The organism is Burkholderia sp. 4NA327C6 (assembly GCF_005502655.1).
GTDB classification, from domain to species: domain Bacteria; phylum Pseudomonadota; class Gammaproteobacteria; order Burkholderiales; family Burkholderiaceae; genus Burkholderia; species Burkholderia contaminans.
This window is the reverse complement of record NZ_SCNZ01000024.1, coordinates 1-19,311: the sequence shown is the minus strand read 5'-3', so window position 1 is coordinate 19,311 and position 19,311 is coordinate 1. Positions and strand designations below refer to the sequence as shown.

Annotated in this window: 18 protein-coding genes; 10 read left to right on the top strand and 8 right to left on the bottom strand. The window is 68.2% G+C overall.

The features are described 5' to 3' along the window. Positions 1-38: 38 nt before the first annotated feature. Both FFS49_RS23320 and FFS49_RS23315 read right to left on the bottom strand, forming a co-directional pair. A complete protein-coding gene (locus FFS49_RS23320; RefSeq protein ID WP_039359987.1) occupies positions 39-1,337 on the bottom strand; it encodes a cytochrome c in 1,299 nt (432 codons plus the stop codon). Between the two features lie 19 nt (positions 1,338-1,356). Then, positions 1,357-2,121 carry a c-type cytochrome gene (locus FFS49_RS23315; protein WP_039359984.1) on the bottom strand — a complete coding sequence of 255 codons (765 nt, stop codon included), beginning with the start codon at positions 2,119-2,121 and terminating at the stop codon, positions 1,357-1,359. Positions 2,122-2,500: 379 nt separating this feature from the next. Between FFS49_RS23315 and FFS49_RS23310 the strand changes: the two genes are divergently transcribed. Beyond that, the gene (locus tag FFS49_RS23310) at positions 2,501-3,433 is read left to right on the top strand and encodes a CopD family protein (protein WP_039359982.1); all 933 of its coding nucleotides are present in this window, start codon (positions 2,501-2,503) and stop codon (positions 3,431-3,433) included. 154 nt (positions 3,434-3,587) lie between these two features. Here the strand turns inward: FFS49_RS23310 and dgoD are convergent, their stop codons facing one another. Next, positions 3,588-4,736: a galactonate dehydratase gene (gene dgoD / locus FFS49_RS23305; RefSeq protein WP_039359979.1), complete on the bottom strand. Its 1,149-nt coding sequence runs from the start codon at positions 4,734-4,736 to the stop codon at positions 3,588-3,590. A gap of 163 nt (positions 4,737-4,899) precedes the next feature. On the opposite strand from dgoD, the gene FFS49_RS23300 reads away from it, so the two are divergent. After that, entirely contained in the window at positions 4,900-5,583 is a 684-nt protein-coding gene (locus FFS49_RS23300) for an FCD domain-containing protein (RefSeq protein WP_083417777.1), read from the top strand. A gap of 27 nt (positions 5,584-5,610) precedes the next feature. On the opposite strand, the gene FFS49_RS23295 is transcribed toward FFS49_RS23300, so the two are convergent. Next, positions 5,611-5,856: a DUF1272 domain-containing protein gene (locus FFS49_RS23295; protein ID WP_039359973.1), complete on the bottom strand. Its 246-nt coding sequence runs from the start codon at positions 5,854-5,856 to the stop codon at positions 5,611-5,613. Between the two features lie 155 nt (positions 5,857-6,011). Here FFS49_RS23295 and FFS49_RS23290 point away from each other — a divergent pair, with 155 nt between their 5' ends. Then, complete coding sequence (locus FFS49_RS23290; protein WP_105819017.1) at positions 6,012-6,359, top strand: GFA family protein; 348 nt, start codon at positions 6,012-6,014, stop codon at positions 6,357-6,359. 33 nt (positions 6,360-6,392) lie between these two features. Here the strand turns inward: FFS49_RS23290 and FFS49_RS23285 are convergent, their stop codons facing one another. Then, positions 6,393-9,494, bottom strand: a complete 3,102-nt coding sequence (locus FFS49_RS23285) for a transglycosylase domain-containing protein (protein ID WP_105819016.1) — start codon at positions 9,492-9,494, stop codon at positions 6,393-6,395. A gap of 420 nt (positions 9,495-9,914) precedes the next feature. On the opposite strand from FFS49_RS23285, the gene FFS49_RS23280 reads away from it, so the two are divergent. Next, a complete protein-coding gene (locus tag FFS49_RS23280) occupies positions 9,915-10,307 on the top strand; it encodes an MAPEG family protein (RefSeq protein WP_071335036.1) in 393 nt (130 codons plus the stop codon). 28 nt (positions 10,308-10,335) lie between these two features. On the opposite strand, the gene FFS49_RS23275 is transcribed toward FFS49_RS23280, so the two are convergent. Continuing rightward, positions 10,336-11,253 (bottom strand): LysR substrate-binding domain-containing protein, encoded by a 918-nt coding sequence (locus tag FFS49_RS23275; RefSeq protein ID WP_039359964.1) that lies wholly within the window; start codon positions 11,251-11,253, stop codon positions 10,336-10,338. Between the two features lie 199 nt (positions 11,254-11,452). On the opposite strand from FFS49_RS23275, the gene FFS49_RS23270 reads away from it, so the two are divergent. The 4 genes from FFS49_RS23270 (at position 11,453) to FFS49_RS23255 (ending at position 16,035) form a co-directional block, all read left to right on the top strand. After that, positions 11,453-12,769 carry an MFS transporter gene (locus tag FFS49_RS23270; protein ID WP_105819015.1) on the top strand — a complete coding sequence of 439 codons (1,317 nt, stop codon included), beginning with the start codon at positions 11,453-11,455 and terminating at the stop codon, positions 12,767-12,769. Positions 12,770-12,820: 51 nt separating this feature from the next. Beyond that, positions 12,821-14,305, top strand: a complete 1,485-nt coding sequence (locus tag FFS49_RS23265; protein ID WP_224755816.1) for an amidase — start codon at positions 12,821-12,823, stop codon at positions 14,303-14,305. A 117-nt stretch (positions 14,306-14,422) separates the two neighbouring features. Beyond that, positions 14,423-15,625, top strand: coding sequence for a porin (locus FFS49_RS23260; protein ID WP_105819014.1), 1,203 nt, complete (start codon positions 14,423-14,425; stop codon positions 15,623-15,625). A 125-nt stretch (positions 15,626-15,750) separates the two neighbouring features. Beyond that, complete coding sequence (locus FFS49_RS23255; protein WP_039359956.1) at positions 15,751-16,035, top strand: PAAR domain-containing protein; 285 nt, start codon at positions 15,751-15,753, stop codon at positions 16,033-16,035. A gap of 58 nt (positions 16,036-16,093) precedes the next feature. On the opposite strand, the gene FFS49_RS23250 is transcribed toward FFS49_RS23255, so the two are convergent. Then, positions 16,094-16,405: a cupin domain-containing protein gene (locus FFS49_RS23250; RefSeq protein ID WP_046544491.1), complete on the bottom strand. Its 312-nt coding sequence runs from the start codon at positions 16,403-16,405 to the stop codon at positions 16,094-16,096. Between the two features lie 76 nt (positions 16,406-16,481). Beyond that, the gene (locus FFS49_RS23245) at positions 16,482-17,165 is read right to left on the bottom strand and encodes a DJ-1/PfpI family protein (protein ID WP_105819013.1); all 684 of its coding nucleotides are present in this window, start codon (positions 17,163-17,165) and stop codon (positions 16,482-16,484) included. Positions 17,166-17,282: 117 nt separating this feature from the next. Here FFS49_RS23245 and FFS49_RS23240 point away from each other — a divergent pair, with 117 nt between their 5' ends. Both FFS49_RS23240 and FFS49_RS23235 read left to right on the top strand, forming a co-directional pair. Continuing rightward, positions 17,283-18,254 carry a GlxA family transcriptional regulator gene (locus FFS49_RS23240; RefSeq protein ID WP_071335031.1) on the top strand — a complete coding sequence of 324 codons (972 nt, stop codon included), beginning with the start codon at positions 17,283-17,285 and terminating at the stop codon, positions 18,252-18,254. A gap of 180 nt (positions 18,255-18,434) precedes the next feature. Then, a partial coding sequence (locus FFS49_RS23235; RefSeq protein ID WP_137951020.1) for a LysR family transcriptional regulator occupies positions 18,435-19,311 on the top strand: 877 nt, incomplete at its 3' end.

Sequence of the window (19,311 nt, the reverse complement as noted above, 5' to 3'; positions counted from 1 at the left end):
GTTTCCCGCAGCCGCGCCCCGTGTGTGTCAGCCGCTTCTTAGTCGAGCGGCGCGGAACGCAGGTCGCTCACCTGTTGCGGTGAGATCGGCGTACCGTTGTTACCCCACGACACCCGGATATACGTGACGACCGCCGCAACCTCCTGGTTCGACAGCGACTGTGCGAACGGCGGCATCCCGTACGGACGCGGATTCTTGAACGTGCTCGGCGGATAGCCACCGTTCAGCACCATGCGGATCGGGTTGACTGCCGATTCCATCATGATCGAGTGGTTGCCCGCGAGCGGCGGATACGCCGGCGGCTTGCCTGCGCCGTTTTCGGCGTGGCAGGTCGCGCAGTTGTCCGCGTAGATCTTCTTGCCCTGCTCGAACAGCGCGTTGCCGAACTGCTTCGACGGCTCGTACTGCATGTTCTTCGGCGCTTCAGCCTTCTGCGGGATCGACTTCAGGTACGTCGACATCGCGCGCGTATCTTCGTCGGTCATGTACTGCAGGCTGTTGTGGACCACGTCCGCCATCGGGCCGAATACCGCACCCTTCTGCGACACGCCGGCCTGCAGCAGGTCGGACAGCTCCTGCACGTGCCAGTCGCCGAGGCCGAGTTCCTTGTCGTTCGTCAGCGACGGCGCATACCAGTTCTGCAGCGGGATCAGGCCGCCTGCGAACGCCGACGAGGTCACCGGGCCGCCCATCATGTTGATCGACGTGTGGCACATCGAGCAGTGGCCGAGGCCTTCGACGAGGTACGCGCCGCGGTTCCATTCGACCGACTTGGTCGGATCCGGCTTGTATTCGCCTTCCTTGAAGAACAGCGTGCGCCAGCCGATCAGCAGGTTGCGGTTGTTGAACGGGAACTTCAGTTCATGCGGACGGCTCGGCACCGACACCGGCGCGACCGAGCGCAGGTACGCGTAGATCGCGTCCGAATCCGCACGCGTGACCTTCGTGTAGCTCGCGAACGGGAAGCCCGGATAGAGCAGGCTGCCGTCCTTCGAACGACCGGTGTGCATCGCGCGGTAGAAGTCGTCCGACGTCCACTTGCCGATGCCGTCCTTGTCGTCCGGCGTGATGTTCGGCGTGTACATCGTGCCGAACGGCGTCGCCATCGGCAGGCCGCCCGCGAACGACTTGCCGCCGCGCACGGTGTGGCACGCGATACAGTCGCCGACGCGCGCGAGGTACTCGCCCTTCTTGATCAGCGCGGCCTGGTCGGCCGGCGTGGCCGCGACGGCGGAGGCGCCGTGCAGCGTGTCGTTGCCCGGCCACAGGACCGGCACGAGGGCGGCAGCCGCGATGATCGCGACGGCCGAGAGTGCAAACAGGGACTTGCGTTTCATTGTGTCTGTCTCCCTTGCCTTATTGCGGTTCGCTGCCGCAGGCGAGCGGAGTCTTCATCGAACGCGCCGGAGCCGGCACGGGGTTGGCGGGCGCCGGTTGCGCGGCAAGCCATGCGGTCACGGCCGTCACGTCTTCGTCGGAAAGCTTCGAAGCGACGTCATGCATGCAGTCAGGCGCCTTCGCGTGACGGTTGCCCGAACGCCATGCACCGATCTGCGCGCTCAGGTAATCGGCGTGCAGGCCGACGAGACCCGGGATCGCCGGCTGCATGCCGGTCAGCGTCGCGCCGTGGCAGGCCACGCAGGCCGGCAGCTTGCGGGACGGGTCGCCCTGCGTGACGAGCTGCTTGCCGCGCGCGAGCGTCGCGGCCGGCAGCGTCGGCTTCGCCGGCGCCGGGTACGGCGGGCGTTCGGCCGAGAAGTGCTCGGCCATTTCACGCAGGTAGTCGTCGTTCAGGTACGTCAGCAGGTAGTTCATCGGCGGGTACTTGCGCCGGCCGTCACGGAAGTTGACGAGCTGGTTGTACAGGTACTCGGCCGGCTTGCCGGCAAGACGCGGGAAGTAGTCGTTGTCCGTGCCCTGGCCATGGACGCCATGGCAAGCCGTACAGCCGCGCACGCGCTCGGCCATGGTATCGGGTGCCTTGAGCGGCGCCTGCTGGGCGTGCGCTTGCTCCGTGGGCTTGGTCTGCGCTTGGGCAGCGCTCATAAGGCCCGCGCCGCCGAACATCAGAACGGCGAGCAGCGGACGGAAGAGGCGTCTTGAAGACACACGAGACTCCATGTTTATTCGACGGGGACCTGTTGTCCGGGCTACGATCGGCTCGGCGCATGACGGCAGGGCAGCCGGGCTGCTGCGACGCGGCATTCTATCATCGATGGGTAATGACGGCTATTTGACAGAACGACATCGGTTCCTGTCCGTTTGCGACTTGCGACAATTTGACGCGCATTGCGACGCGTCGGTGTGAACCGGCGTGCGTTTTCACCATCGAAGACCGTACACTCGCGGGTCGCGCGGCGCCGCCTCCGCCGCAGGTCCAGTCATTTCTCCCGTTTCCGGATTCATCGATGACGTTTTCTACCGTGCCGTTGCCTTCCTCACGCTGTCCATCCCGTTGCCGCCACTTCGTCGGCCTGCCGCTTTCGGGAGGGTGTGCGCGATGAAGTTCGACAGCTTGTGGATCGGTCAGGTTGCGCTCGCGGCGCTGATGGACGCGGCGTTCGCGATGGCGGTCGGCTCGGCGCTGCTCAAGGCATGGCTCGGCAAGGACGGTGCGCGTCCGGTCATCGCGCCGTCGCATCCCGCGTGGCTGCGCGCGCAACATTCGCTGGTCGCGGCGGCGCTGGCGCTGGTGCTCGCGGATCTCGGCTGGCTCGTCTACGAGGCCGCGACGATGAGCGGGGCGGGGCTCGGCGGCGCGTTCGCCGCCATTCCGGTGATGCTGACGCAGACGCATACGGGCTTCGCATGGAGCGTCGCGTTCGCCGGCGCCGTGGTGCTCGCGATCGTCGCGCTGGCGAAGCCGGAGGGCCCGGTCGCACACGCGGTGCTTTGGCTCGCGGTGATCGTGGTCGCGGCCGGCAAGGCGTCGCTCGGCCATGCGGCCGATACGGGCGCGCTGTCCGCGGCGGTCGGCGTGCAGACGCTGCATCTGCTCGCGACGGCCGTGTGGGGCGGCCTCGTGCTCGCGGGCGGGCTCGCGGTGCTGCCGGCGCTTGGTTCGTCGGTCGCGCGTGGTGCGCTGATCCGCATCGGCCAGCATCTTTCGCGCACGTCGATCATCGCGCTCGTCTTCGTGCTCGGCACCGGCGCGCTCAATGCGATCCGCGGGCTCGGCGGTTCGCTCGCACCGCTCGACGGCAGCACGTGGGGGCGCGTGTTGCTGCTGAAGCTGCTGCTCGTCGCGCTCGCGCTCGTGCTCGGCGGCCTGAACCGCTTCGCGGCGCTGCCGCGCCTGCGCCGCACCGCATCGACCGAGGATGCGTACACGTTCCGCAACATCCTGCATCTCGAAGCGCTGACGATGATCGGCGTGTTCGTCGCAGCCGCCGTGCTGTCGTTCAGCGTGCCGGGGTTCGCGGCACTCGGCTGACGGCAGCGCTCGCGCGGCGCGGTGCAAGGCCGCCGTCGCGCACCCGGCACATGCCCGGTGTCGCACCGCGCATGCAAAAACGGCTGCCTGTCGGGCAGCCGTTTTCGAATCGATACCTACTGCGCGGGCCGAAGCCGCACGCCGTGCATCGCGCTCACCACTCGGCGACGCTGCCGTCCTCGTGACGCCACACCGGGTTGCGCCAGCGGTGCCCCGTCTTCGCCATCTCGCGCACTTTCTCCTCGTTCACGTCGATGCCGAGCCCCGGGCCCTGCGGGATTGCGACGAAGCCGTCCTCGTAGCGGAACACCTCGGGGTTGCGCAGGTAGTCGAGCAGGTCGTTGCCCTGGTTGTAGTGGATGCCGAGGCTCTGCTCCTGGATGAACGCGTTGTAGCTGACCGCGTCGAGCTGCAGGCACGCGGCGAGCGCGATCGGCCCAAGCGGACAGTGCAGCGCGAGCGCGACGTCGTAGCTCTCCGCGAGCGTCGCGATCTTGCGGCACTCGGTGATGCCGCCCGCGTGCGACGCGTCCGGCTGGATGATGTCGACGTAGCCGCCCGCGAGGATGTGCTTGAAATCCCAGCGCGAGTAGAGCCGCTCGCCGAGCGCGATCGGCGTATTGGTCTGGTTGACGATGTCGCGCAGCGCCTCGGCATTCTCCGACAGCACCGGCTCCTCGATGAACATCAGCTTGTACGGGTCGAGCTCCTTCGCGAGCACCTTCGCCATCGGCTTGTGCACGCGGCCGTGGAAGTCGACGCCGATCCCGACGTGCGGGCCGACCGCGTCGCGCACCGCCGCGACGTTCGCGATCACCTGCTCGACCTTGTCGTAGGTGTCGACGATCTGCAGCTCCTCGGAGCCGTTCATCTTCACGGCCTTGAAGCCGCGCTCGACCACCGCGCGCGCATTGTTCGCGACGTCGCTCGGGCGGTCGCCGCCGATCCACGAATACACCTTGATGCGGTCGCGCACCTGGCCGCCGAGCAGCGCGTGCACGGGCACGCCGTGATGCTTGCCCTTGATGTCCCACAACGCCTGGTCGACGCCCGCGATCGCGCTCATCGTGATCGGGCCGCCGCGGTAGAAGCCGGCGCGGTACATCACCTGCCAGTGATCCTCGATCAGCAGCGGATCGCGGCCGACCAGATAGTCGGCGAGTTCGTGCACGGCCGCCTCGACCGTGTGCGCGCGACCCTCGACGACCGGTTCGCCCCAGCCGACGATCCCTTCGTCGGTTTCGATCTTGAGGAACAGCCAGCGCGGCGGGACGACGAAGGTTTCGAGGCGGGTGATTTTCACGGTGCGAGTCTCCAGGGTTGACCGGCGCGGACAGTCGGGCGCGGCGCGCGGTCGCATGTTTTCGCGGTTATCCTAGCGCAGCCCGATAAAAAATAGTATTAATAGCACTATTGTGCAGATAGTGGGCAGCCGGCACGCCCGGGTACCGGCATAACGGAGAACGATCATTCGACGCGACCTGCATGGACAGACGGCCTTCCGGCTCGCCACGGCGATCCTGCGCGGCGACTACCCGCCCGAGTCGCTGTTGCCGAGGGAGCCCGACCTGATGGTGATGTACGGCGTGAGCCGCACGGTGATGCGCGAGGCGCTGCGTACGCTCACGTCGAAGGGGCTCGTCGAGTCGCGGCCGAAGATCGGCACGCGCGTGCGGCCGCGCGGCGTATGGAACCTGCTCGACGCCGACCTGCTCGACTGGTACGCGCGGGTCGCGCCGCCGGTCGCGTTTGCGCTGAAGCTGCAGGAAATGCGCGAGATGGTCGAGCCGTACGCGGCCGCGCTTGCCGCACGCATGCATACGCCGGAGACGTTCGACGCGATCGACGGCGCGGCGCGCGCGATGGCCGCCGCGCGCAACGTCGACGAATGGGTGCGCGCCGACCTGCGCTTTCACCTGAGCGTGCTCGAGGCCGGCGGCAACGAACTGCTGGTGCCGCTCGGCACGTTGATCGATCGGACGCTCGAAGCGCAACTGCATCTGAATGCGCGCCGTGCGGACGTGTACAACGCGTCGCTCGCCGAGCATACGGCCGTCAGCGATGCGATCCGCGTGCGCGACGAGGACGGTGCGCGCCGCGCGATGGCCGCGCTGCTCGCGGTGACGCGCGCACGGATCGAGATGTCGTGACGGGAGGGGCGGGGCCGTGCGGCGCCGTCAGGCGTTCGCGCAGCCGCCCGGCTTGTGGATGCGTTCGGTGGACGCCGGGTACTTCGCGAGCAGGCTCGCCGGCCGCCGCGGGCGCGCGACCAGGTCGCCGCCGCAGTTCGGGCAGCGGCCCTTCAGCACGTCGTCGGCACAGGTCGCGCAGAACGTGCATTCGAACGTACAGATGCGTGCATCGGCCGAATCGGGCGGCAGGTCCTTGTCGCAGCATTCGCAGCCGGGGCGCAGTTCGAGCATGACGGTTTTCCTTGGGTTGGACAGGGTCGGGACGGGCGCCGCACGGACATTGCGTGCGGCGCATGTGGGCGCTACTGTACCCGCTTGGATCGGCCCGGCCAACGGTGTTCCGCCGGGGCGCCGTCGATGCGCACGGGCCGCACCGGGAGACGACCATGCTTTATCGCGGAAGCTGTCACTGCGGCGACGTGAAGTTCGAGGCGGAAGGCGACCTGCAGGGCGTGATGGCGTGCAACTGCTCGATCTGCCGGCGCAAGGGCGCGCTGATGTGGTTCGTGCCGCGCGACCACATGACGCTCCTCACGCCCGACGAACATCTCGCCACCTACATGTTCAACAAGCACGTGATCCAGCACCGCTTCTGCAAGCGCTGCGGGATTCACACGTTCGGCGAGGGCGTCCACCCGAACGGCACCGCGATGGCCGCGATCAACGTGCGCTGTCTCGAGGATGTCGATATCGATGCGCTGCCGGTCACGCACTACGACGGCCGCTCGCACTGAGCGGTGCGCCGGCGCTGAACCGGCGCGCGGCCGTCAGGACGGTTGCGCGATCGCGGCGCCCGGCGCGGGCGTTTCCGCCTGCGGGGCGGGGCCTGCGGCGCGCGTGCCGGCCGGGCGCTCGATCAGCGGCGCGAGCGCCGGCGCCATCGACTTCAGCAACTGCACGGCCATCGCGCTCGTGAAGTCGTAGCGCGCCGCATACGGCTCGTGCGCCGTTGCGGTCAGGACCCCGAAGAACCGGTCGCCGAGCACGAACACGAAGGTGCCACTGCGGTTCACCTTGCGCGACTCGATCAGCCGCGCGCCGCGCGCATAGACGTTGAAGCGCTGGTCGCCCGTGCCCGTCTTGCCGTACACGTCGAGCGTCTTGCCGTCGGGCAGCGTGAAGCCGCCCGCGAGGCGGCGCGCGGTGCCGTTGAGCACGACGTCGCGCAGCAGCGTGTGCGCCACGTTGACGATCTCCGGCGACAGCATCGGCTGCGGCCGGGCGACCGCGCGCTCGAAGTGCGTTTCGTACGGCGTTCCTTTCGCGAAGTCGAGCCGCGTGATCGTCTCGGTCGGCGCCTTCCGGCCGCCGTTCGCAATCAGGCCGATCAGCTTCGCGAGTGCGTCGGGCTGGTCGCCCGATGCGCCGATCGCGGCCGCGTACGACGGCGTGACTTCCGCGAACGGGTAGCCGAGCGCGCGCCACGACTTCGTGATTTCCGCGTACGCGCGCAGCTCGACCATGCGGCGGATGCGGCGGTCCTGGGTCGCGTGGTAGCGCGTCTTGTACAGCCACGAGTACGTGTAGAAACGTGCGTCGCGGCTGTCGCGCTGGACGTCGGCGAGCGACGCCGCCGGATGCGCGCGCAGGTAGTTGAGCGTCCACAGCGCGAGCGGATGCACACTCGCGATGTAGCCGCGATCGTTGAGGTTGAAGCGGTCGATCGCGTATTTCGCATAGAGCCTGGCGAGATCGTCGTCGGACAGCGTTGCGGCCGGCGTGCCCTTCAGTTGCATGCGCATCTGCGCGTCGAACCACGCGAGCGATTCGTTCGGCGCGACGCTGCGCAACACCGTCGCGATTTTCGGCGGCGATTTGCGCACGTCCTTCAGCATCAGCGCGAGCGCGTCGTCGGGCGCCTTGCCCGCATAGCGCGTGTAGTAGCGCTTCACGTAGACCTGGCTTTCGCCGTCGACGAACTGCTGCAGGTAATGCCGGCGCTGCTCGGGGTCGCCGAGCCATGACGATGACGGGCCGGCCGCCTGCAGCGTCTCGTAGTGGACGATGTCGCGCATCAGCCGCACGAACACGAGGTTGACCGAATGCTCGAACGCCGTGTGCAGCGTCAGGATGCGGCCGTTGTCCGACTTCTCGAAGTTCGAGAACACCTGCGCGCCGCCGCCCGTGTAGAACACGTCGGGGCTCGCCGAATACTTGCGTTCGACGGCCGCGTCGAGCATCGCCTGCAGCGAGCGGTCGCGCGTATGCGACAGGTAGTCGAGCGCCCAGTGCGACAGCCCGTCGATCGGGTCGGGCTTCACGCGCGCCAGCTCCGCGTTCGACAGGTTCGCGTAGCGCGCATGCAGGTCGGACACGATCTGCAGGTAGGTGATCAGCGTACGCAGTTTCGCGGTCGAGCCGAGGTTGATGCGGCCGCCGCGATTCACGTCGAACGGCTCGTTCACGCTGTCGGTCTGCACGCGCAGCAGGTTCGCGCCGTTGCGGTGTTCGTACAGCGTGAAGCTGTACGTGAGGTGCGACGGGTCGTCCTTCGGCGCGAGCATCTCGAAACCGTACAGGCCGGCCTTCTGCGCCCCGTCGCGCGTCGACGCCTGGGCGAGCCGTTCGGCGACGGCCTGCTGCACGCCGTTGTCGAGCGTGCTGGTCGCCTGCAGGTCGAACTGGTCGAGCTGGTACAGGTCGCTGATGCCGAGCGCCGACAACAGCGACGCGCGCGCGGACGTCACCGCCTTGCGCGACACGAACGACTGCACGTGCGCCGCGGCCGGCGGCGCGCTGCGTTCGATCTGCGCGTTCAGCGCGGCGTCGCGCAGCGCGGGCGAGATCACGCCGCCGTTCGACAGCAGCCGCAGGTAGCTGTCGGTCAGCTTCTGCAGCGCCGGGTAGCCGCGGTTGAGGAAGTACGACGGTGCGCGCTGCGCGATGATCAGCGACAGCACTTCGCGGAACGTCTTGCCCTGTTCGTCGACGTTGTCGCCGGTCGTCGGCGCGGACAGGATCCGGTTCACGTCGTTGAAGTCGCGGCCGTACCACGCGGCCAGACCGTCGCCGATACCGGTGATTTCGCCGATGTGCGGCCGCGCGGCGAGCGGCACCGAGTTCAGGTAGCGCACGACGAGGGTGCGGCGCGCGAGCATCGTCTGCGGGCCGTTCAGGTACGCGCGCACCGACGCCGACGCGATCTGCCGCAGCTTCTCGGGCGGTGTCGCGGTGCGGCCCTCGGGCGAGTGGCGGAACTTCTCGATCTGCGTCGCGAGCGTGCTGCCGCCCGGGCGCGCCTGATGGCGGTTGACGACGTGCAGCGCCTGGTCGGCGACTGCGCGGCTGAAGCGCCCCCAGTCGATCGCCGGGTTGCGGTTCGGTTCGTTCGCGTCGAGCAGGTAGCGATCCTCGATGAACAGCAGCGAATCGACCACCACGCGCGGTACCCGGTCGAAGTCCGCGTAGACGCGCTGCGGGAACACGGTCGCGAACAGCGGCGCGCCGGTCGAGTCGAACAGCATCAGGCCCGCCTGGTCTTTCTCGTCGAACGGGAGGAACAGCCCGCGATCGCCGAGCGACAGCATCCGCTGCGAATCGCGCGCCTGCTTGCTGACGACGAAGCCGCGCGCGAGCAGCCGCTCCTGAAACGCCGGAATCATCGAGTAGCCGAGGCGCTGGTCGTATGGGCCGTTCGCGGGGAAGCGGATGTGATCGCTCGGGCCCGTCTCGACCGTGTAGCCGACATCGCGGGTGAGCTCGGACAGGTAGTGCGCCTGCAGCCGGGACGTTTCGATCTCGCTTTGCACGAGTCGCGCGACGATCGCCACGGCGATCAGCAGCGCGGCCAGCAAAGACCACTTGACCCACGTCCAGACCGATGCGGGACCGGTCACGCGCGGCAGGATACGATTCAGCGGCCGATTCATGGCGGCGTCTCCCTGAAGGCGCGGGCTCCGGCCGCACCCCATTAAGGATTAGTGTAGTCCTCCGCAGCGGGCTGCCAAGGGCGTTCACTACCGAGATGCGTCGGCGCAACGCGCGTGCCTGCGACGCGCTGTCACCCGCGTTGCATTGCGGTGGTGCATGCCGTCGCGGCGTAACGTCTGCCGGTTTCGTGCCGAGAGGCTGCGTGGCACGTCGTGTCGGCGGGCAGGCCCGGGCGGCAGGGCAGGCGGGCAATGCACCGGTTCCGTGCGGTGCGGCGGAGCGGCAATTGGGATCGGAACCCGACCGTAAAATTGTGTCCGGCGCACGGCGATGCTGCGGGTTTCCGTGATGGTCGCGCGTGTCGGTCACGGGTACGATCATTGGCTATGCGGCGCATTTCCGCTTTTGCCGGGAGTCCCATGCCGATCCATCCCGTCGCGCTCGTTTGCACGGCCATTCTCGGGCTGTTGCTGTTCGGGCTCGGGCTCGTCGTGTCCGTCGCGCGCTTCCGGTGCACCACCAGCTCCGGGTGCGCGCCCGATCCGGCGAACGGGTTGCACAAGATCGTGCGCGCGCACGGCAACACGGCGGAATACGCGCCGTTTCTCGCGGTGCTGTTTCTCTATTTCGGCACACACGCGCCATCGCGCGCGATCCTGGCGCTGATCGTCGCGGCGACTGCGTGCCGCTGCCTGATCGTGATCGGCCTGCTTGCGTGGCCGACGATGGCCAATCCGAATCCCGTGCGTTTCGTCGGCGCGCTCGGCACGTATCTGTGCGGCGCCGCGCTGTGTATCGCGCTGTTCGTCTGAGCGGCGCTGCATCTCGCGTGCCGCGCCGCTATCGCCACAGCAGCGTCGCGCGATCGTGCCGGCGTACGGCCTCGACGAAACAGTGGATCAGGTAATCGCATGCAAGCGTGTTCAGCGCATCGCGGCGCGTGAGCACACCGACCGACACGGCCGGAATCGTCTCCTCGATGTCGATCGCGACCATCCGCTCGCGAATCCAGTCGACCTCCAGGAAGCTCTGCGGCACGCAGGACACGGTGTCGGTATGCACCGACAGCGAAAACGCCGCGCTGAACGACGTGCATTCGACGATCGGCTGCGGCGCCGGATAGCCGTGCGCGACGAACACGTCCTGCAGCAGCCGGCCGATGCTTTCCGGCGACGTGTTGAGCACCCATTGCGCGTCCTGCAACTGCGCGAGCGAGGTGCAGTGACGCAGCGGATTGCTCGCGCGCGTCATCAGGATCAATTCCGATTCAAGCAGCGGCCGGAACGCGAATTCCGGCGATAGCCGCGTCGCGTCGACGATCGCGATCACGAAGTCGAGGGAGCCGTCGCGCAGGCGCGGCAGCGCGGTGTCGAGAAAGCCTTCGCGTACGTCGAGGCGGATCGTCGGCATCCGCTGCCGGAATGCGTCGAGCGCGGCCGGCAGGAAACCGAGCGACATCAGCGGCGTCAGCGCGCAGGCGAGCGCGCCTTCCTTGCCTCCCGACAACTGGATCACGTCGTCGCGCGCGTGCTGCATCTCCGCGAGGATCAGCCGCGCCCGCGCATGGACGGCCTGCCCGAAACGCGTGAGTTGCGCTCCGCGTGCATTGCGGGTGACGAGCGGCACGCCGAGATCGAGTTCGAGTTCGCGGATCGCCTTCGTCAGTGCGGGCTGCGACAGGTGGATCGCGCGTGCGGCCGCGCGCAGGCTGCCGTGTTCGGCGATGGCGGCGAGCGCCCGGAGCTGGTGGTGTTTCACGGCGTGGCGGGGCGCGGCGGCAGTGGCGACATTCCCATCCTACACCGCGCCGCCGCATTCAAAGCGCGCGATAACCATGCGTTATCACGATCGAAAAATGTCGCTCCGGGCTGCAGTTTTTGAATGCCTAGACTGCATGCGCAGGCCGTCGAACGGGCCGCGCACACGATACGCACAACCAGTACGGAGACAAACCTTCATGAAGGCGCCCCGAGCGGACAGCATGGTCTGCGGGCATGTCGGCAACGTTGCCGCATCCCCGTCCAATCGTCAGTTGATTGTCGCGATCACGATCGGCAACGGTCTTGAATTCTTCGATCTCACCGTGTTCAGCTTCTTCGCGGTGCTGCTCGGCAAACTGTTCTTTCCGGCGGTATCCGCGCAGCAGCAATTGCTGATGTCGGTCGCGACCTTCGGTGTCGGCTTCATCGCGCGGCCGGTTGGCGGCGTCGTGATCGGGCTCGTTGCCGACCGCTTCGGTCGCGTGCCCGCGATGAACCTCACGCTCGTCACGATGGCGATCGGCACCGGAATGATCGGCGTGATGCCGACCTATGCGCAGATCGGCATGATGGCCCCCGTGCTGGTGGTCGTCGCGCGGCTGCTGCAGGGCTTTTCGGCCGGCGGCGAGGTGGGCGTATCGACGTCGCTGCTCGCCGAGCGCGCGCCGGCCGGCGAGCGCGGCTACTACACGAGCTGGCAATTCGCGAGCCAGGGCGCCGCGGCACTCGCCGGTTCGTTCGTGGGCTTCCTGCTGTCGCATTTCCTCGACGCGGCCTCGCTCGAATCGTGGGGCTGGCGCGTACCGTTCCTGCTCGGTGTGCTGATCGCGCCGGTCGGCCTTTACCTGCGCGCGCGCTTCAACGGGATCGAACAGCACGCGCCGGCCGCGGCCGCGCGGCGTTCGTCGGCCGTACTCGGCACCGTGCTGCGGCGCGACGGCGCGGCCGTGCTGACCGCGCTCGGCCTCGTGATCGGCGGCACGGCCGCGCACTTCATCGTGCTGTATTACATGTCGACGTATGCGATCAAGGTGCTGCACCTGCCGATGGATACCGCGCTGTGGTGCGGGATCCTGTCCGGCGCCGTGATGTTCGTCGCCGCGCCGATCGGCGGGCGTCTGTCGGACCGCACCGGCAGCAAGCGTGTCGCGCTGTGGTCGCGCATTGCGCTGACCGTGCTGATCCTGCCGGGCTTCTGGCTGATGCGCGCGGTGCCATCGATCGCGACGATGTATGCGGTCGTGATGCTGCTCGCCGCGCTGCACTCGATCAACGCCGGCGCGAACGGTGTGATCCTCGCCGAGCTGTTTCCGAAGAGCACGCGTGCGACTGCGTTGTCGATCGCGTATGCGGGCGGCGTGTCGATCTTCGGCGGCTTCGCGCAGTTCATCGTCACGTGGATGATCGGCGCGACCGGCAATCCGGCCGCGCCCGCGTGGTACGTGATCGTCTGCGGCGTGCTGTCGCTCGTCGCGCTTGCGTTCGCGTCGGATCGCAGCGATCGCGATGCGTGACCGACTGCGCCCGATACCGCGTCCTCTCTTTCTGCTTGCTTCCGGAACCGTATGACTGCCACCGCTTCGCTTTCGCGTTCGTTTTCGTCCCAGTCCGTCGACGTGATGGCCGGCGACCTGTGCGACTTGTCCGCCTGCACGATGCTTGACCTGCTGAAGAAGCGGGAGATCGGCGCATGCGACCTGCTCGACGCGCATCTCGCGCGGATCGCGACGGTCAACCCGCGCGTGAACGCGCTCGTGACCGTCGTCGATCCCGACCTGCTGCGCGCCCGTGCGCGCGACATCGATGCACGCTGGATGCGCGGTGAATGGCAGGGGCCGTTGCACGGGCTGCCGGTGTCGCAGAAGGATCTGACCGCGACACGCGGCGTGCGCACCACGTACGGCTCGCGTTCGTTCGCCGATCACGTGCCGCAGCACGACGCGCTCGTCGTGCGCCGTTGCGCGAGCGCCGGTGCGCTGATGATCGGCAAGTCGAACACGCCCGAGTTCGGCGCCGGGTCGCATACGTTCAACGACGTGTTCGGCGCGACGCGCAACCCGTGGGACCCGACACGTTCCGCGGGCGGCAGCAGCGGCGGTGCGGCCGCCGCGCTCGCGTGCGGGATGAACCCGCTTGCGTGCGGCAGCGACATGGGCGGCTCGCTGCGCAATCCGGCCGCATGGAACAACGTCGTCGGATTGCGGCCGTCGCCGGGGCGCGTGCCGCGCGCGCCGGACCTGAATGGCTGGACGACACTCGGTGTCGACGGGCCGATGGCGCGCGACGTGGCCGACACTGCGCTGCTGTTGTCCGCGATCGCCGGGCCGAGCGGCGAGACCGCGACCGAACTCGCTGAACCGGGCGCACGCTTCGCGCAGCCGCTCGAACGCGACTTCCGCGGCACGCGCATCGCGATGTCGCGCGGCCTGCCCGGGGTGCCGATCGATCCGGAGATCGCGCGTGCGGTGGACGCGCAGGCGCGCGTGTTCGCGGCGCTCGGCTGCGAAGTCGAATTCGACGATCCCGATCTGTCGGAAGCCGAGGACGTGTTCCGCATCGAACGTGCGTGGATGATCGGCACGCTGGTCGACGGGCTGGACGACGCGCAGCGCGCGGTGCTGAAGCCCGAGATTCACGACGAATACCGGCTGCATCGCTCGCTGACGGCCGCCGATCTCGGCCGCATGTTCGTGCGAAAGACGCGCCTGTTCGAGCGGATGCGCGCGTTCATGCAGCGCTACGCGTTCTACGTGCTGCCGACCACGCAGGTGATGCCGTTCGACGTCGACCTGCGCTCGCCCGCGCACGTGCCGGGTGCCGCCAGCACCTCGTACATCGACTGGATGCGTGTGTGCTGGTACCTGTCGTCGACCGAGGCGCCGATCCTGTCGGTGCCGTGCGGCTTCGGTGCAGCCGGCCTGCCGATCGGCATGCAGATCGTCGGCCGCTACCGCGACGACTGGGGCGTGCTGCAGTTCGGCCACGCATACGAAGTCGCGGCCGGCCGCCGCTGGGTGCCGCCAGCCGTCGTCGCCGACGCGATGCGCTGACCGCCTTTCCCACCTGACATCCAACTGGTTCCGGTTCGCACCGGAGCAGGCCGCGCGCCTGCGGGGGACGCGCACGCCTGCGTTTTGCCATTCGACCCGCGCAATGGAGACCTTCCGATGAAACAACGGCTGTTGGCAGGCGCGGGCGTCGCGCTGATCGCGGGTGCGGCGCACGCACAGAGCAGCGTGACGCTGTACGGCATTATCGACGAGGGGCTGACCTACACGAGCAACCTCGCGGTGGCCGGCCCGAACGGCACGGTGAGCGGCAAGCGAGCGTGGCGGATGCTGGGCGGCGTGCAGCAGGCGAGCCGCTGGGGGCTGCGCGGCGTCGAGGACCTCGGCGGCGGGATGACGGCCGTCTTCACGCTGGAGAACGGCTTCGACCCGAGCACGGGCAAGCTCGGGCAGGGTGGGCTGATCTTCGGCAAGAAGGCGTTCGTCGGACTGTCCGGGCCGTTCGGCACCGTCACGCTCGGGCGCCAGTACGACACCAACGTCGACTTCCTCGGGCCGCTCGAGGCAGCCGCGCTGTTCGGCGGCTACATGGTTGCGCACCCCGGCGACCTCGACAACGTGAACAACGCGAACTCGACCAACAACGCGATCAAGTTCACGAGCAACGACTACGGCGGGTTCCGCTTCGCGGCGATGGTCGGCGTGGGCGGCATCGCGGGCGCGGCGACGCGCAACCAGGTGTGGTCGGCGACGGCCGGCTATACGCGCGGGCCGCTCGTCGTCGCGGCCGGCTACCTGAACGCGCGCAACCCGAACGTGTCGTTCTTCGGCACGACGGGCAGCCCGGCACCGGTCACGGGCGGCGTGCCGGGCAACAACATGCTGTCGCCGGTGTATTCAGGCTATGCATCTGCGCATACGCTGCAGGTCGCGGCGGCGGGCGGCACCTATGCGATCGGCGCGGTCACGCTCGGCGCGATGTATACGAACACGTCGTTCCGCCGGCTCGGCGACCTGTCGTCCGGGCCGAATCCCGGCGGTGTGTCCGGCAATGCGGTGTTCAACAACGTCGAGGCCAGCCTGCGCTACACGTTCATGCCCTACCTGTTCGGCGGCGTCGCGTACGACTACACGCGCGGCGGCGGTGTGAACGGCCGCGACGGCGCGACGTACCATCAGGTCGCGGCGGGGCTCGACTACTTCCTGTCGAAGCGCACCGACGTGTACCTGAGCGCCGTCTACCAGCGTGCGTCGGGTACCGACTCGACCGGACGCCCGGCAGTCGCCGCGATCAACGGCCCCGGCGCATCGGCGAACGACCGGCAGTTCCAGGCGCGCGTGGGTCTGCGGCACAAGTTCTGACGGAGGCGGCCGCGACGAGCGGTGATATGCTCGCGGAACGCCCGCGACCGACGGGCGGATTCCGATTGCCCGTGCGCGGCCATGCTGCCGCGTTGCGCGGCATCTCCGAGGGAAGAACCGACAACATGAGCCGCAAATTCATTCTGAAGGGCGACACGACCGACCACGGCGGCGTCGTGCTCGAAGGGATCGCCAATTCGTCGTTCGACGGACGCGAACTCGCGTATCTCGGCGCAGCGGTGTTCTGCGCCGCCTGCAAGTCGCCGGGCGTGATCGTGTCCGACGGCGGCGAGCGGACGATGACCGTGATGGGAAAGGTCGTCGCGCTCGAACACGACCTGTGCCAGTGCCTGTGCACGCCGCAGCCGAAGCTGATCGCGTCGCAGGCTACCGGGACGATCACCGGATAAACCCCGCCGCGCGGAGGCGGCTGCCATCCGCGCGGCATCGACACCCGGCCGCCGGCCGTCAGGCGCTGCCTTCGGTTTCGATCACGAGGATGCGTGCTTCCCCGAGCGGATGCGCGACGTGCTCGGTGCCGGCCGATGCGTGGAACACGTCACCCGTTTCAAGCACCGTCGCGCGCTCGACGCCTGCTTCGCGATAGCGCATCTCGACGCGACCGTCGAGCACTGCGAACACTTCCTCGCCGTCGTTCACGTGCCACCGATACGGCTGGTCGGTCCAGTGCAGGCGGACCGTGATGCCGTTCAGGTTCGCGATGTCGAGCGCGCCCCACGCGCGGTCCGCGGTGAACGTGGCGCTGCGGATGATGTTCATCGATGGGTTCTCCGGCGCGGATGCGCGTCCGTCTTCCTGTCTTCCAGTCTTCACATGAATATCCCGGCGTCCGCGGTCAGTGCGACATCGCGCGCAGCGCCTGTTCGATCGTCGCCTTGCGCGTCGCGAAGCCGGCCGCCGAACGTTCGGTGACGCGCTTCACGACCGCTGCCGGCGCGGTATCGGGCGAACCGGCGTCGAACGGCGGCGCGGGCGCGTATTCGAGTTGCAGCTGGATCGCCTGCGCTTCTTCTTCGCCAGCCAGTTCCGCGGCGATCGTCAGTGCGAAGTCGATGCCGGCCGTGACGCCGCCGCCCGTGATCAGGTTGCCGTCGCGCACCACGCGCTCGCGTACCGGCACCGCGCCGAGCGGTTCGAGCAGCGAGTGGAACGCCCAGTGCGTCGTCGCGCGCCGCCCGCGCAGCAGGCCGGCCACGCCCAGCAGCAGCGCACCCGTGCAGACCGACGTCACGTAGCGCGCCGCAGCCGCGCGCTGCTGCACGAACGCGATCGTTTCCGCATCGAGCAGCAGCGCGTTGATCCCGATCCCGCCCGGAATGCAGATCACGTCGAGCGGCGGGCAGTCGTCGAACGTGCAGGTCGGCGCGAGCGCGAGCCCGCTGCTCGACGCGACAATGTCGCGCGACTTCCAGGCCAGATGGACGGTTGCGTCGGGCAGCGACGCGAGCACGTCGTGCGGGCCGGTGAGATCGAGTTGCTGGACGCCCGGAAACACGAGAAAGCCGATATGCAGGGACATGCGAGGACTCCGGTTGGAAGGGGAACGTACCGTTGCCGGCACGGGATGGACAGATCGATTCTAGGCGCGTAGTGTTTGGCGAAATTGCCATATCACCCACGTTTTCAGCCAATCGCCATGCCCGCCGCCCCGCGTTCGATCCTGGTGCTCGCGTTCCCTCGTGCCCAACTGCTCGACGTGTCGGGGCCGCTGCAGGTGTTTGCGTCCGTCAACGAACTCGCGCTGGAGCGCGGCCAGCCTGCGCCCTATGCGCCGCGCGTCATCGCGGCCGAGGCGGGCCCCGTCGAGACGTCGTCGGGCCTGGTCGTGATGGCGGAATCGCTGCGCTCGGCCGCGCGCCATCCCGACACGCTGATCGTCGCCGGCGGCAAGGGCGTGCACGCGGCGTCGAAGGATGCGCGGCTGGTGCGCTGGGTGCGGCAGCAGGCGGCACGCACACGGCGCGTGGCATCGGTCTGCACCGGCGCGTTCCTGCTTGCCGAGGCCGGCCTGCTCGACGGGCGGCGTGCGGTCACGCACTGGGCGCGCTGCGACGAATTCGCGGCGCGCTATCCGAACGTGCGCGTCGAATCCGATCCGATCTTCATCCGTGAAGGCGCATTGTGGACCTCGGCCGGCGTGACGGCCGGCATCGATCTCGCGCTCGCGCTGGTCGAGGAGGATCTCGGGCGGGCGACCGCCCTCGACGTCGCGCGCGAGCTCGTCGTGTTCCTGAAGCGTCCGGGCGGACAGGCGCAGTTCAGCACGATGCTGTCGATGCAGCGCACCGACGATCGATTCGGCGAACTGCATGCGTGGATGGCCGAGCACCTGGCGGCCGACCTGTCGGTGCCGGCGCTGGCCGAGCGTGTGCGCATGAGCGAGCGCAGCTTCGTGCGCCACTACCGCGCCGAAACCGGCCGCACGCCCGCGCGCGCGGTCGAGCAGATCCGCGTCGAGGCCGCGCAGCGCCTGCTCGGCGAAACGGCATGGCCCGTCAAGCGGATCGCCGCGCGCTGCGGCTTCGGCTCGGAGGAGACGCTGCGGCGCTGCTTCGTGCGCGTGCTGGGCGTGTCGCCGCAGGGGTATCGCGAACGATTCGTGCGGTAACGCACCGCGTGCGGCCATGATCGGGGCCGGAACGATTGCCGTTTTGACTGAACGGAAATCCATCGCTTTCCAGTCCGAAACGCCGAAACTATTCAGGATCGGAGAACAATAGGTGGGGGCTTGTGCCGCGCCGGTCGCGCGCACTATTCTGTCCCGTTGGCGATTCGAAGGGGGAGCAGCATGGACCGAATCCAGGCAATGGAAGTTTTTACCCGCGTGGTCGACGCGAACAGCTTTACGCGCGCCGCCGACACGCTCGCGATGCCGCGCGCGTCGGTGACGACCATCATCCAGAACCTCGAGGCGCTGCTCGGCGTGCGCCTGATGCACCGCACGACGCGCAGGCTGTCGCTGACGCCGGAAGGTGCGGCGTACTACGAGCATTGCATGAAGATCATCTCGGAGATCGCGGAGGCCGACGCGAGTTTCCAGACCGGCAACCGCAAGCCGAGCGGCGTGTTGCGCGTCCACATGCCGAGTTCGCTCGGGCGGCGCATCGTGCTGCCTTCGCTGTCGATTTTCCGGCAGCGCTACCCGGACATCACGCTCGAACTGGGGCTCTCCGACCGCTACGTGGATCCGGTCGAGGAGGGCATCGACTGCATGATCCGGGTCGGGCCGCTGGAGGATTCGTCGATGGTCGCGCGGCGCATCGGGATGCTGAAGCGCGTGACCTGCGCGTCGCCCGATTACCTCGCGCGTTACGGCGAGCCGCACGAGATTGCCGATCTCGCCGAACACCACGCGGTGAATTTTCGATCGAGCCACGGTGCGCGGGCGATTCCTTGGGTGTTCATGATCGACGGCAAGCCGTTCGAGGTGCGGATGAACGGGAGCGTCACGGTCAACGATTCGGATGCCTACGTGACGTGCGGGCTCGAAGGGTTCGGGATGATCCAGCCGACGCTGTTCATGGTGCTGCCGCACCTGCTCGACGGCTCGCTGGTCGAGATGCTGCCGGACTGCAATCCGAAGCCGAAGCCGATTTCGATCGTATATCCGCACAACCGGCATCTGTCGCAGAAGGTGCGCGTGTTTGCCGACTGGATCGCGGAGG

Coding starts and splice junctions, on each gene's coding strand:
- FFS49_RS23320 (WP_039359987.1), bottom strand. CDS start 1,337: ATGAAACGCAAGTCCCTGTTTGCACTCTCGGCCGTCGCGATCATCGCG.
- FFS49_RS23315 (WP_039359984.1), bottom strand. CDS start 2,121: ATGGAGTCTCGTGTGTCTTCAAGACGCCTCTTCCGTCCGCTGCTCGCC.
- FFS49_RS23310 (WP_039359982.1), top strand. CDS start 2,501: ATGAAGTTCGACAGCTTGTGGATCGGTCAGGTTGCGCTCGCGGCGCTG.
- FFS49_RS23295 (WP_039359973.1), bottom strand. CDS start 5,856: ATGCTCGAACTGCGCCCCGGCTGCGAATGCTGCGACAAGGACCTGCCG.
- FFS49_RS23290 (WP_105819017.1), top strand. CDS start 6,012: ATGCTTTATCGCGGAAGCTGTCACTGCGGCGACGTGAAGTTCGAGGCG.
- FFS49_RS23285 (WP_105819016.1), bottom strand. CDS start 9,494: ATGAATCGGCCGCTGAATCGTATCCTGCCGCGCGTGACCGGTCCCGCA.
- FFS49_RS23280 (WP_071335036.1), top strand. CDS start 9,915: ATGCCGATCCATCCCGTCGCGCTCGTTTGCACGGCCATTCTCGGGCTG.
- FFS49_RS23270 (WP_105819015.1), top strand. CDS start 11,453: ATGAAGGCGCCCCGAGCGGACAGCATGGTCTGCGGGCATGTCGGCAAC.
- FFS49_RS23265 (WP_224755816.1), top strand. CDS start 12,821: ATGACTGCCACCGCTTCGCTTTCGCGTTCGTTTTCGTCCCAGTCCGTC.
- FFS49_RS23260 (WP_105819014.1), top strand. CDS start 14,423: ATGAAACAACGGCTGTTGGCAGGCGCGGGCGTCGCGCTGATCGCGGGT.
- FFS49_RS23255 (WP_039359956.1), top strand. CDS start 15,751: ATGAGCCGCAAATTCATTCTGAAGGGCGACACGACCGACCACGGCGGC.
- FFS49_RS23250 (WP_046544491.1), bottom strand. CDS start 16,405: ATGAACATCATCCGCAGCGCCACGTTCACCGCGGACCGCGCGTGGGGC.
- FFS49_RS23245 (WP_105819013.1), bottom strand. CDS start 17,165: ATGTCCCTGCATATCGGCTTTCTCGTGTTTCCGGGCGTCCAGCAACTC.
- FFS49_RS23240 (WP_071335031.1), top strand. CDS start 17,283: ATGCCCGCCGCCCCGCGTTCGATCCTGGTGCTCGCGTTCCCTCGTGCC.